A 12,734-nucleotide genomic window follows, 5' to 3' on the forward strand; every position below is an offset into this window, starting at 1 on the left:
CATCTGTGGATGAACCGGCAATTGTGGATAACGCCCGTCCAGCGGCCTGCAGACAGCTGCTCGCCACCTGTGTGGGGCGGCATCGTAGCCAGCCTGCGCGCACCCGATAACCACGCCGTGCCGCACCCGGGACCTGTCCGCGGCGTTCGGTAGGGTCCGTCGGCGTGACAGCGAACGTAACCCTGAAACCGGTAAACGCCCGTCTCGCCGAGGAACTCGCGGTGGCCGAACGACAGGTCGCGGCCGCTGTGGCGCTGCTCGACGAGGGGGCCACGGTGCCGTTCATCGCGCGCTACCGCAAAGAGGCCACCGGCAGCCTCGACGACGGTCAGCTGCGCACCCTCGAAGAACGGCTGCGCTACCTGCGCGAGCTCGACGACCGCCGGGCCGCCGTGCTGTCCTCGATCGAGGAGCAGGGCAAGCTCACCGACGAGCTCAAAGCCGCGCTGCTGTCGGCCGAGACCAAGGCCCGGGTCGAAGACATCTACCTGCCCTACAAGCCCAAGCGCCGCACCAAGGCGCAGATCGCGCGCGAGGCCGGCCTCGAGCCGCTTGCCGACCGGCTGCTCGCCGACCCCACGCTCGACCCCCAGCAGGTCGCCACGGAGTACACCGGCGAGGAGGTCGCCGACGCCGCGGCAGCACTGGAGGGCGCCCGCGCGATCCTGGTCGAGCGGGCCGCCGAGGACGCCGAGCTGGTGGGCGCGGTGCGGGAGAAGTTCTGGTCGGCGGGCTCGTTGCGAACCATGCCGCGCTCGGAGGATGCTGCGAAAAGTCCCTCGGCACAGAAGTTCCGGGACTACTTCGAGTTCAGCGAAGCCCTGGAGACCATGCCGTCGCACCGGGTGCTGGCGGTGTTGCGCGGCGAGAAGGAGGACGCCCTGGCGCTGGCCTTCGACGGCGGCGAGAACGAGTTCTACCACGCCATGATCGCCCGGTCGCTCGGCGTGGACATGGGCGCAGCGGGGCCGGCCACGCCCTGGCTGGCCGACACGGTGCGGTGGGCCTGGGACACCCGGCTGGCTTTCTCCGCGGCGGTCGATGCCCGGATGCGGCTGCGTCAGCGTGCCGAGCAGGACGCGGTGGCGGTGTTCGCCAAGAACCTCAAGGACCTGCTGCTGGCGGCGCCGGCGGGCAACCGCACCACGCTGGGACTCGACCCGGGCTTTCGCACCGGGGTGAAGGTCGCCGTCGTCGACGGCACCGGCAAGGTCGTCGACACCTGTGCGATCTTCCCGCACCAGCCGCAGAAGCAGTGGGATCAGGCCAAGGCGGTGCTGGCCGCGCTGGTCGCCCGCCACGGTGTGGACCTGATTGCCGTCGGCAATGGCACCGCGTCGCGTGAGACCGACGCCCTAGCAGCCGAACTGATCGCCGACCTCACCAGCGCCGGCGCCCCCGCGCCGGTCAAAGCGATGGTCAGCGAGGCCGGGGCGTCGGTGTACTCGGCGTCGGCGTATGCCGCACACGAACTTCCCGATCTGGACGTCACGCTGCGCGGCGCGGTGTCGATCGCGCGGCGGCTGCAGGATCCGCTGGCCGAACTGGTCAAGATCGAGCCGAAGTCCATCGGGGTCGGCCAGTACCAGCACGACGTGACGCCGGGCATCCTGGCGCGCAGCCTCGACGCCGTGGTCGAAGATGCGGTGAACGCCGTGGGTGTGGACCTCAACACCGCCTCGGCCCCGCTGTTGGCCAAGGTGTCGGGGGTGTCGGAATCGCTGGCCGAAGCCATCGTGGGGCACCGCGACCAGAACGGGCCGTTCCGCAGCCGGGCCGCCCTGCTCGACGTGCCACGCCTGGGGCCCAAGGCCTTCGAACAGTGCGCCGGGTTCCTGCGCATCCGCGACGGCGATGACCCGCTGGACTCCTCCGGCGTGCATCCCGAGGCCTACCCGGTGGTGCGGCGCATCCTGGACCGCTCCGGAGTCTCGCTGGCCGAGATCATCGGCGACGAGCGACTCCTGCGGTCGCTGCAGCCCGGCGATTTCGCCGACGACCGGTTCGGGGTCCCGACCGTCACCGACATCCTGGCCGAACTGGAGAAGCCGGGACGCGATCCCCGGCCGGCGTTCTCCACGGCGACGTTCGCCGCAGGCGTCGAGAAGGTGGCCGACCTCAAGGTGGGCATGATCCTCGAGGGCGTGGTGACCAATGTCGCCGCGTTCGGAGCCTTCGTCGACGTCGGTGTGCACCAGGACGGCCTCGTGCACGTCTCGGCCATGGCGGACCGCTTCGTCTCCGACCCACACGAGGTGGTCCGTTCCGGTCAGGTGGTGAAGGTCAAAGTCATCGACGTCGATGTCGAACGCCAGCGCATCGGGCTGACCCTGCGGCTGGGGGACAAGCCCGGCGACAAGCCCGCGCGGGGTGGGGCGGCCAAACCGGCTGCACGCGGCGGCAACGCCAAGCAGAATCGTGGGAGGGGTCCCGGCAACGGGACGGGGCGCCGGGACGCGGCACCGGCTGGCGGGTCGATGGCCCAGGCGCTACGGGACGCCGGATTCGGAAAGTGAGGGCCGGCATGGGCACCACGGAGGGCGCACCCGACGACATAGCAGCACGCTTCAGCAAGATCGTGGGGGAGACCGGGCTGCTGACCGGCGACCAGATCAGTCCCGACTACGGCCACGACGAGGCGCTGGTCGGTGCGCCGGTCACGCCGCGCTATGTGGCCCGCCCCGAGACCGCCGAGCACGTCGCCGCCCTGCTGGCCGCGGCGACCGAAGCCAAGGTCGCGGTGACCGCACGCGGGTCCGGCACCGGGTTGTCGGCGGCCGCACGCCCGTGTCCCGACGGTCTGCTGATCTCCTTTGAGCGGATGAACGCGATTCTGGAGGTCGACACCGAGAATCAGGTCGCGGTGGTGCAGCCCGGCGTCACGCTGAGCGATCTCGACGCCGCGACGGCCGATGCGGGTCTGATGTACACCGTCTTCCCCGGGGAGTTGTCCGCCAGTGTCGGGGGCAACGTCGGTACCAACGCCGGGGGTATGCGCGCGGTCAAGTACGGGGTGACCCGGCACAACGTGCTCGGGCTGCAGGCCGCCCTGCCCACCGGCGAGCTGATCCGCACCGGCGGCCGAATCAGCAAGCTGTCCACCGGTTATGACCTGACGCAGCTGATCATCGGCTCGGAGGGCACCTGCGCCCTGGCCACCGAGGTCACCGTGCGGCTCTACCCGCGGCTGGGGCACTCCACCACGTTGCTGGCGCCGTTCGCCGACCTGCCCGCGGTGATGCGCGCGGTGCCGGCGGTGGTGCGCAGCGGTGTGAACCCGGTGATTCTGGAGTACGTCGACAAGCTCACGCTGGCGGCGATCAGCTACTCGCAGAAGCTGAACCTGGGCATCCCCGACTCGGTGCGTGACTCCGCGGAGGCATACCTGGTCGTGGGGGTGGAGGATCGCGACCGCGACCGCCTCGACGGCGACGTGGCCATGCTGGGCGAGCTGCTGGCCTCGCTCGGGGCCGTTGATGTCTATGTGCTGGAGGGTAATTCGGCGCATGCCCTGATCGAGGCCCGCGAGAAGGCGTTCTGGACGGCCAAGGCCGCCGGTGCCCACGATGTCATCGATACCGTGGTTCCTCGCGCGGCGATGGATCAATTCCTCACCAAAGCACACGAATTGGCCCAGGCGGTGGGTGCCGGCGTGGTGGGCTGCGGGCACGCCGGCGACGGCAACGTGCACCTGGCGGTGTTCTGCGCCGACGACGACGTCCGGCACCGGCTGCTGCACGACATCTTCGCGGCGGCGATGGCACTGGGCGGAGCCATCTCCGGAGAGCACGGCCTGGGACGGGTCAAGACCCAGCATTTCCTGGAACTCGAGGATCCGGTCAAGATCGCCCTGATGCGACGAATCAAGGACGCCTTCGACCCCGCCGGGATTCTCAATCCGGGCGTGCTTCTATAGGCAGCGGATCGCGCGCGACACCCATACCCCGGTGCCCGGCAAGAAAGGCAGCCACATGACCAACGGAGCACAGGCCCTGATCGCCACCCTGGTCGACAGCGGAGTTCAGGTCTGCTTCGCCAACCCCGGCACGTCCGAGATGCACTTCGTGGCCGCCCTGGACTCGGTGCCGCAGATGCGGGGGGTGCTGTGCCTGTTCGAAGGGGTGGTGACCGGTGCCGCCGACGGCTACGCCCGGGTGGCCGGCAAGCCGGCCGCCACCTTGCTGCACCTGGGGCCCGGGCTCAGCAACGGCCTGGCCAACCTGCACAACGCCCGCCGCGCGCACGTGCCGGTGGTCAACGTCATCGGGGATCACGCGACCTACCACAAGAAGTACGACGCCCCGCTGGAATCCGACATCGAACCGCTGACCGACTGGACCCACGGCTGGGTGCGCCGTACCGGCGCCGGCCGTGACGTCGGCCGGGATGCCGCCGAAGCCGTCGCGGCCTCAATGGCCAGTCCGGCGGTAGTGGCCAATCTGATTCTGCCCGCCGACATCTCCTGGGAAGACGGCGCGCAGGCGGCCGGCCCGGTCGAACCCGTCCCGGCCGCCGCCCCCGACGCCCGGGCCGTCGCCGATATCGCCGCCATACTGGGCAGCGGCGAACCGGCGGCCCTGCTGATCGGCGGCCCGGCCGCCGGCGCGGTGCGCGCCCTGGAGGCTACCGACCGGATCGCCGCCGCCACCGGCGCGCGCGCCCTGGTCGAGACGTTCCCGACCCGGCTCGTCCGCGGCGCCGGGGTCCCGGCGATCGACCGGCTCGGTTACCTGGCCGAGCAGGCCGCCTACCAACTCGACGGCATCAAGCACCTGGTGGTGGCGGGCACCCGGGCGCCGGTGTCGTTCTTCGCCTACCCCGGCAAGCCCAGCGACCTGGTTCCCGAGGGCTGCGTCGTGCACAACCTCGCCGGCCTCGAGACCGACGTCGTGGCCGCACTGGAACAACTGGCCGACGCGGTGGCCGCCGGCGTGCCGTCGCGGCCCGCACCGGCCGCCGTCCCGGCCCTGCCGAGCGGGCAGCTCACTCCGCAGAACTGGGTGCAGGTGATCGGGGCGCTGCTGCCGGAGAACGCGATCATCTCCGACGAGTCGAACACTTCGGGACTGATGCTGCCCGCGGCCACCGCCGGCTCTCCCCGCCACGACGTGCTCACGCTCACCGGCGGCGCCATCGGGCAGGGCCTCCCGGTCGCCGTCGGTGCGGCCGTGGCCGCTCCGGACCGGCCGGTGATCGCGCTGGAGGCCGACGGCAGCGCGGCGTACACCATTTCCGCGTTGTGGACCATGGCACGCGAGAACCTGAACGTGACCACGGTGCTGATCAACAACAGCGCCTACGCGATCCTGCGCCTGGAACTGGCCCGGGTGGGCGCCGAGGACGAGGGCGGCGGCCACGGCCCCAAGGCGGAGGCGCTGCTGGACCTGTCGCGGCCGAACATGGATTTCGCGAAGATCGCCGAGGGGTTCGGGGTGCCGGCGACGGTCGCCACCACCTGCGAGGAACTCGCCGAACAATTCGGCAGGGCACTGGCCGAACCGGGCCCGCACCTGATCGACGCGCGGATTCCGACCCTGTTCTGAGGCGGCTCGTTGGAGCCGTGACCGGCGGGCGCCGCAGCGTCAGTTGACGCTCTGGCCGCCCGTCACCCGATTCGCCGCGAACGTCGCGGCCTCCACGGCCTTGCCGTCCTGGACGTACATCAGGTGCGGGACGACGCTTCCGCTGTCCTCGCAGTAGATGTCGCCGGCCAGGCAGAAGTCGATGGTCTTCGGCTGGTAGGACGATGCCAGGACCGGCAGCGGACCGCCCCACAGCGACATGGAGTAGGGGCTCGACGGCGGACCGAACAGCGCCACGGCAACCACATGGTTGGCGGCCGAAGCCGGCAAGGCGTTGCTGGACATCGCGATGACGCTGGCTCCCTGGGAGTAGCCGCCGAGCACCAGCTTGGTCGTGGGGCAGTTGGCCATCGTCGCCTGAATGTGGGCGGTGGCGTCCGCCTCGCCGAGGACTGCGCTGTTGCGGTAGTCGGTGCTCGCCGGGTAGTTCACCGGGTACACGCTGACGTCCCGATCGGCCAGCTGGTCGCGGAGCGCCCCGACGAACGCATCGCCGACGTCGCCCAGGCCCGCGGGTTGACCCGAGCCGCGGGCGAAGACCACCTCGGTGTCCGGGCACGGCTCTGCGGCAGCCGACGGAATACCCGCCGGCGCGGCCACCAGGGCTCCGGTCAGCATGGCCGCGGCGGCGAAGGTGCGAACAGCGTCACGCGAAGTCATCCCTAAATGCTGACACGTCCCGGTGACGCCGGTGGCCCGCGGGTGGGGCAGCGACGCCCCACCTGGCCGTCGGTGTGGGGTGAACGCCGTGCTCAGAGCCGGTTTGCGGCGTAAGCCGCGCCCTCGTCCGCGATGCCGTCGTAGGCGCCGGGTGCGTGCGCGGAGAAGTTCAGTCCTTCCGAACAGACCGGGTCTTCGGGCGCGCACAACTGGATCGTCTTGGCGGCATAACCGGGCCCGATCGTCAGGGGCGGCTGGCCCAGGAAGCTCATGGCGCGGTCGTTCGGCGTTCCGAAGAGCACCACGGCGGCGACGTGGTCGGCCACCTCCGGGGGCATCGGCCGCGGAACGTCATTGCCGTCCACCCCATCGGGGATTGCGTTGGCGGTGGCGAAGCCCATCACCGCGGCGCCCTGCGAGAAGCCGCCGAGCACCATCTTGGTCTCGGGGCAGTTCGCCGCGGTGCCCTCGATGTGGGCGGCGGCGTCGCGGATGCCCTGAATGCCGGTCGGCCAGTCATTGGTGGCCGGGTAGTCGATCGCGTAGACATCCACCGGCCGATCCGGCAATCGGTTCCGCAGCGCGTTGACGAATGCGTCCCCGGTCGGCCCGAGTCCGGGTAGCTCGCCGGTGCCTCTAGCAAACAAAACTTGAACATCGGGACACGGTTCGGCGAAGGCGGGTGCAGGGGTGGTGGCGGTGCTGTGCAGCAGCCAGGTGAGGGCGAGAACAACACCGAGGGAGCGAAGGATCCGACGTGGGTTCATCGCTACATGGTGGCATAAGAACCCGTATCTCGCGACGCAGACAGCCTGGCAGAGGCCATTTTCAACGGATGTTAACCGGGCTGCTGGCGGCACGCTGAGTAGGTCATGTTGAGCATCTGAACGACGGCTGAGATGTGCGGGGAACCGCTCGGTTTCGTGAATATTTCCGAATTGTGTCAGTCAGATGGCCGCGCGTGATGGCTCGCAGAGCAAACTCGCAAGGGCTGGTCGAATGGCCCTGACGGGCCACCGTTCGGTGTCGCTGCGTCGCGCGCCGGCAACGCTGAACCCAGCGATCTCCCGGCCACCCGGTGAGCGGTGCGCACGGTTGGGCGCGGTCGGCATCGGTGGGCGCCGGACCGTTCCCACCGCCGCCGGGGGAGTTCTCCGGCGCACCAACGGTGCTGCAATGCGAGGTATATCGGATGGTCCTCGATAAAATTGCGCGACCGGTGCGTTCTGATGGCCGGCAACACCGGGGATGGGACACGATGGCGCAAGAGACAGGCCCAGCGTTGGGGATGTCCGTGGGGGCGACCACATTGGCGGCCGTCACCGCCGATCACGCGATCACCCGCCGGCCCGTGCTGACACTGTTTCGGGACCGGCCGTCCCAGGTCGGTATGCCGTCGGAGAACCCCTCGGCGAGTTCCGAACTTCGCGACCGCGGCCTGGTGGTCAGCGACTTCGTGGATCGCGTCGGCGGCGACGGCCCGGTGGTGGCGAGCGACGGCTCCACCCACCGCCCCGAGCAGTTGCTCGCCGACGCTCTGCACGCCCTGGCCTATGCCGTGACCGAGGGTCGTCCGATACCGCCCGCCGTGGCCGTCACCCACCCCGCGCACTGGTCGCCCGAAGCGGTCGCGGCACTGCGCACCGCGCTGGGACGGGTTTCCCAGTTCGCGCAGCATCAGGTGACACTGATGTCGGATGCTGCAGCGGCTCTCACTGCGCTACAAGCGAATCCGGGCTTGCCGGAGCAGGGGATCATCGCGGTGTGCGACTTCGGGGGCAGTGGAACCAACCTCACCCTCGTCGACGCCGGCCGCGATTTCGCGCCGATCGGCACCACTCGGCGCGTCACCGTCTTCTCCGGCGACGTGGTCGATCAGGCACTGCTGGACCATGTGGTGGCCGACCTCGGTGGCAACGGCGACGGTCCTCCGACGGTGGGGTCGCTGACCCGGCTGCGCAGTCAGTGCCGGGACGCCAAGGAGCAGCTCTCCGCCGAGACAGTGGCCGAGCTTGCCGGCTTTCACGGCGGGGCGTGGCTGACCCGCGTGGAACTCGACGAGGCCCTGCGGCAACCGCTGGAGGGCATGTTCACAGCGTTGCAGAGCGCCCTGGACGACAACGAGATCGGGCCGGATTCGCTGTCTGCCATCGTGTCGGTGGGCGGTGGGGCGAACATGCCCGCGGTCACGACCGGCCTGGCGCAACGCTTCGGGGTGCCCGTCATCAGCTCGCCGCGACCGCAGTTGACCGCGGCCATCGGCGCTGCGCTCAGCGTCGCCGGCAACGTTGTGGCCCTTCCGAAGAAGACGCCGCCGCCGCAGGCGCCGCACCAGTTCCCCGAGCCGGTCCCGCCCCCGGCCGCCGAGCCGCCGCCGGTGGCCGTCGACACGGCCCCGGACCCCGGACCGCAGGCGTGGGCACCGCCGCAGCCACCGCAATCGTCACCGCCGCCGCCTCCTGTGGCACCGGTCCACTCGGCTGCCGTTGCACCGCGCCCACCCGCGGTGGCCGAGCCCGAGCTGCCGGCCAGTCCCCATGACGCGCAGTGGTATCGGCGGCCGGTCCCGGTGGTGATCCTGGCCGCGCTGGCCGCCATGGTGCTGGGCACGGTCGCGGTGCTGGTCCTGCGGCACGCCGCCGACACCGGACCCGCCCCCAGCGAGCTCAGCACCACGGTGTCGTCCACCACCACCACCGCACCCCCGCCGGCATACGAGCCGCCGCCGGCATTCGCGCCCAGCCCCGAAGCCGTCGTGCCGCCCCTGCCGGAGCTACCGCCGCCGCCGCCCGAATCCAGCGAGAACCCGCTGGTTCCCTAACGCTGCTTGGCCAGGACCACCAGCGCCAACGGAATCTGCACCTGCTGAGGGCTGTTCGCGAGTCGAGCGGCAAGGCAGGCCTGGAGGTGCCGCAGCACCTCGGCCGTCGCCGGGTCGCCGGCCCGCCCGGTCACCGCCGCGGCCAGTGCCGGCGCGATCGCGGCGCTGATGAGCGCGGCCCAGCGGGCGCCGAGCGCGCCGGCATTCCCGTCGAGCAGATACTGGTCCCAGAACCGGTCCTCGGCGTCGAATATCTCCAGGTGCTCGATGGTCAGGGACTCGAACCGGCCGGCGGGGGCAAACGGCGCGCGCAGTTCCTTCTCGGTGCGGCCGAGCGCTGGGATCGACACCCGGGCGATCTCGTCGGCAGTCAGCCGCCCCTCGGCCATGTGCTCATCGAGAACCTCGGCGATCCCGTCGAGCAGCGGCCGGTATCCCGAGCGGCCCGCGGCGTCGACCGCCGGTGTCAACACCAGCAGCTTGCCGCCCGGACTCAGTTCCCGGCCCCGGAACGCCACGAAGTCATGCCAGTCCTGCGCCGCCTGCCGCCCATAGGAGCGCCGCGCGGCGTCGTCGGTGTGCTCGGAGAATGCGGGCAGCCCCGCGACGGGCCGGACCAGCCACATCGTCGTCCAGGACGACCAGCCCAGGGTGACGCTCTGCGAGGGCATGATCTGCGCGAAATATGACCGGCCGATCGCCGAGGGGAAGCTGGCGGTGTCCGTGCGGGCGTAGCTGTCGGGATCTTCGGCCAGCGTGGTGAACAGTGCGCTGAAGTCGTTGTCCGGCAGGTCCGTATGGGCCACCAGTACGGCATGGTCGGCCCGGGTGCGCCGGCGCAACGCCGCGATCGCGGCGCCGATCGGCAACAGTGAGTTGGCGCCGGTGGCCGCGCCGTAATCGGTGATGACGATCGGCCGGGGTGCGGCGGGCAGCGGCACGGTCGACGCGAGCTGCTCGAACACTCCGGTGGCATGGGCCAGCCCGGCCGCCTGCAACCTGCCCGAGGGTGTACCGCCGGGCTCGGGGCGGACGACGATGCGCGACTCTGGCATGGCCACCTCCGCCCCGGCGAACTGTGTATCGATAACCGTAGTGGCAACGACAATTCGTGGCACACTTCCGACGTGAGCACGAGCGGACGGCTCCGGGCCGGGGCGGCCGGGCTGATGACCATCGGGGTGATCGGTTTTGTGGTCACGCTGCTTCTCACCGTCTTCCTGCTGGACCGTTTCGACGCCTACGGCGAGGTCCCGATCCCAGGAACGGGCAGCCTGCACCTGCCGGCCGGCGAGGTGACGGTGAGCCTGCATACCCAGGTCATTTCCAGCCCCACCGGCGGAGGGCTACCGGTGCCCCCGATCAGCGTGTCGGTGACGCCGCCGGACGGTGTCGCCAATCCGGAGTTCGAGGAAAGCGTCGGGATGACCACCACCGTCAACAACGACACGCGACGCAGGCTGTGGCGGGTGCAGGTGGCCGAAGCCGGCGACTATCAGATCGCCACCGACGGGCAGGTCGGCGCGTACATCGCGCCGAAGCTGGCCTTCGGCAAGCCCGCGGGACGCCCGGCGGCGCTCTGGGTGTTCCCGGTGATGTTCGTGCTCGGTCTAGCGGGCCTGGTCGCACCGCTGCTGGCAGGCCGCCGGCGGCGCCCGAAGATGCAGACGGCCGGCACCGTCGCAGACGTGGACGACCAGCAGTTCGTGCCCGACGGGCAGGCGATCCGGATTCAGCAGCTCAAAACCATTACGGCACTGCGTGATTCCGGAGCGCTGACCGAGGCGGAGTTCGCCGAAGAGAAGCGAAGGATTCTGCGCGGGCACTGAGGGCGTCAGTGGCCGGGTCTTTGGGCCGCTTCCTCCTCGCCGCTCGTTCCTCGCGGCGCATCGTCAGTGGCCGGGTCTTTGGGCCGCTTCCTCCTCGCCGCTCGTTCCTCGCGGCGCATCGTCAGTGGCCGCGGGCCACCCACTCGTCGTAATGGACCAGCTCGTCACCGATACGGGTGCTGTCGCCGTGCCCGGTGTAGACCACGGTGTCGGCGGGCAGCTTGCCGAGCCGCCCGGAGATCGATTCCAGAATCGTCGGGAAGTCCGAGAACGAGCGGCCGGTCGCGCCCGGCCCGCCGCAGAACAGGGTGTCGCCGCTGAACACCGCACCGGCCTCCGGTGCGTGCCAGCACACCGAGCCCGGCGAGTGCCCGGGGGTGTGCAGGGCCCGCAACTCCAGGCCACCGACGGTGAGGGTGTCGCCGTCGGCAACGGCGCGAAAGTCGCTGTCCGGGTGGGTCATCTGCCACAGCATGTCGTCGCCGGGGTGCAGCAGCACCGGGGCGTCGAGGAGCCGGCCCAGTTCGGGAGCCACCGTGATGTGGTCATTGTGGCCGTGCGTGCACACCACCGCCACCACGTTGCGCCCGGCGACGGCCTCGACGATCGGGGCGGCGACGTGGGCGGCGTCGAAGACCACCACATCGGAGTCGTCGCCGACGATCCAGATGTTGTTGTCGACTTCCCAACTGCCGCCGTCGAGTTCGAAGGTGCCGTGGGTGACCACCCGCTGAATCGGGCTGCCGGTGCTCATAGCACCACGACCGAGCGCAGCACCTCGCCGCCGTGCATGCGGTGGAAGGCCTTCTCGACGTCGTCGAGTCCGATGCGCTCGGAGACGAACTTCTCCAGCGGCAGCCGGCCCTGCAGATAGAGGCTGATCAGGGTGGGGAAGTCACGTTCCGGCAGGCAGTCGCCGTACCACGAGGACTTCAGCGAACCACCGCGGGAGAAGAAGTCGATCAGCGGCATCTCCAGGGTCATGTCCGGGGTGGGAACACCTACCAGCACAACGGTTCCGGCCAGATCGCGGGCGTAGAACGCCTGCTTCCAGGTCTCGGGGCGGCCGACGGCGTCGATCACCACGTCGGCGCCGAAGCCGTCGGTGAGCTCCTGAATGGTCTCGACCGGGTCTTGGGTGCGGGCGTTGACGGTGTGCGTCGCGCCGAACTCACGCGCCCAGGTGAGCTTGGTGTCGTCGGTGTCGACGGCGATGATCCGCCGGGCCCCCACCAGTGCCGCGCCGGCGATAGCCGCGTCGCCCACACCGCCGCAGCCGATCACCGCCACGGTGTCATCGCGGGTGACGCCGCCGGTGTTGACGGCCGCACCCAGGCCGGCCATCACCCCGCAGCCCAACAGCCCCGCCACCGCCGGGTCGGCGCTGGGATCCACCTTGGTGCACTGCCCCTCGTGGACGAGGGTCTTGTCGGCGAATGCCCCGATCCCCAGCGCCGGCGTGAGCTCGGTGCCGTCGGTCAGGGTCATCGGACGCGAGGCGTTGAACGTGTCGAAGCACAGGTGCGGGCGGCCGCGCTTGCAGGCCCGGCACTGTCCACACACCGCACGCCAGTTCAGGATCACGAAGTCGCCGGGTGCCACCGCGGTGACCTCCGACCCGACCGACTCGACGGTGCCGGAGGCCTCGTGGCCCAGCAGGAACGGGTAGCTGTCGTTGATGCCGCCGTCCCGATAGGTCAGGTCGGTGTGGCACACCCCGCAGGCGGTGATCGCGACGACGACGTCGTGGGCGCCCGGCTCGGGGATGACGATGTCGGTCAGCTCGACCGGCTTGCCCTTTTCACGGGAGATCACCCCGCGCACTGTCTGACTCATGGGCTC

The 12,734-nt window shown here is 70.3% G+C and carries 10 protein-coding genes; 5 read left to right on the plus strand and 5 right to left on the minus strand.

The window, feature by feature from the left end; all coding sequences use genetic code 11:
- The first annotated feature begins 164 nt into the window (after positions 1-164).
- The 3 genes from AWC02_RS09925 to AWC02_RS09935 are packed head-to-tail and all read left to right on the plus strand — an operon-like array spanning position 165 to position 5,543.
- Positions 165-2,516 carry a Tex family protein gene (locus AWC02_RS09925; RefSeq protein ID WP_085128614.1) on the plus strand — a complete coding sequence of 784 codons (2,352 nt, stop codon included), beginning with the start codon at positions 165-167 and terminating at the stop codon, positions 2,514-2,516.
- A gap of 8 nt (positions 2,517-2,524) precedes the next feature.
- On the plus strand, positions 2,525-3,916 hold the full coding sequence (locus AWC02_RS09930) for an FAD-binding oxidoreductase (RefSeq protein ID WP_085128615.1): 1,392 nt from the start codon (positions 2,525-2,527) through the stop codon (positions 3,914-3,916).
- Between the two features lie 55 nt (positions 3,917-3,971).
- Complete coding sequence (locus AWC02_RS09935) at positions 3,972-5,543, plus strand: acetolactate synthase large subunit (RefSeq protein WP_085128646.1); 1,572 nt, start codon at positions 3,972-3,974, stop codon at positions 5,541-5,543.
- Between the two features lie 39 nt (positions 5,544-5,582).
- On the opposite strand, the gene AWC02_RS09940 is transcribed toward AWC02_RS09935, so the two are convergent.
- On the minus strand, positions 5,583-6,242 hold the full coding sequence (locus tag AWC02_RS09940) for a cutinase family protein (RefSeq protein WP_109560953.1): 660 nt from the start codon (positions 6,240-6,242) through the stop codon (positions 5,583-5,585).
- 92 nt (positions 6,243-6,334) lie between these two features.
- Positions 6,335-7,009: a cutinase family protein gene (locus AWC02_RS09945; protein ID WP_085128616.1), complete on the minus strand. Its 675-nt coding sequence runs from the start codon at positions 7,007-7,009 to the stop codon at positions 6,335-6,337.
- A 491-nt stretch (positions 7,010-7,500) separates the two neighbouring features.
- On the opposite strand from AWC02_RS09945, the gene AWC02_RS22870 reads away from it, so the two are divergent.
- The gene (locus AWC02_RS22870) at positions 7,501-9,063 is read left to right on the plus strand and encodes an Hsp70 family protein (protein ID WP_165757882.1); all 1,563 of its coding nucleotides are present in this window, start codon (positions 7,501-7,503) and stop codon (positions 9,061-9,063) included.
- Here the strand turns inward: AWC02_RS22870 and AWC02_RS09955 are convergent.
- Positions 9,060-10,118: a class I SAM-dependent methyltransferase gene (locus AWC02_RS09955; protein ID WP_085128648.1), complete on the minus strand. Its 1,059-nt coding sequence runs from the start codon at positions 10,116-10,118 to the stop codon at positions 9,060-9,062. The genes AWC02_RS22870 and AWC02_RS09955 overlap by 4 nt on opposite strands.
- 114 nt (positions 10,119-10,232) lie before the next feature.
- Between AWC02_RS09955 and AWC02_RS09960 the strand changes: the two genes are divergently transcribed.
- A complete protein-coding gene (locus tag AWC02_RS09960) occupies positions 10,233-10,892 on the plus strand; it encodes an SHOCT domain-containing protein (protein WP_085128649.1) in 660 nt (219 codons plus the stop codon).
- Between the two features lie 121 nt (positions 10,893-11,013).
- On the opposite strand, the gene AWC02_RS09965 is transcribed toward AWC02_RS09960, so the two are convergent.
- Both AWC02_RS09965 and AWC02_RS09970 read right to left on the minus strand, forming a co-directional pair.
- Positions 11,014-11,646, minus strand: coding sequence for an MBL fold metallo-hydrolase (locus tag AWC02_RS09965; RefSeq protein ID WP_085128618.1), 633 nt, complete (start codon positions 11,644-11,646; stop codon positions 11,014-11,016).
- A complete protein-coding gene (locus AWC02_RS09970) occupies positions 11,643-12,728 on the minus strand; it encodes an S-(hydroxymethyl)mycothiol dehydrogenase (protein WP_085128619.1) in 1,086 nt (361 codons plus the stop codon). Before AWC02_RS09970 ends, AWC02_RS09965 begins: the two co-directional genes overlap by 4 nt.
- Positions 12,729-12,734 lie beyond the last annotated feature (6 nt).

This window comes from Mycolicibacter engbaekii, from assembly GCF_002101585.1.
Lineage (GTDB): Bacteria > Actinomycetota > Actinomycetes > Mycobacteriales > Mycobacteriaceae > Mycobacterium > Mycobacterium engbaekii.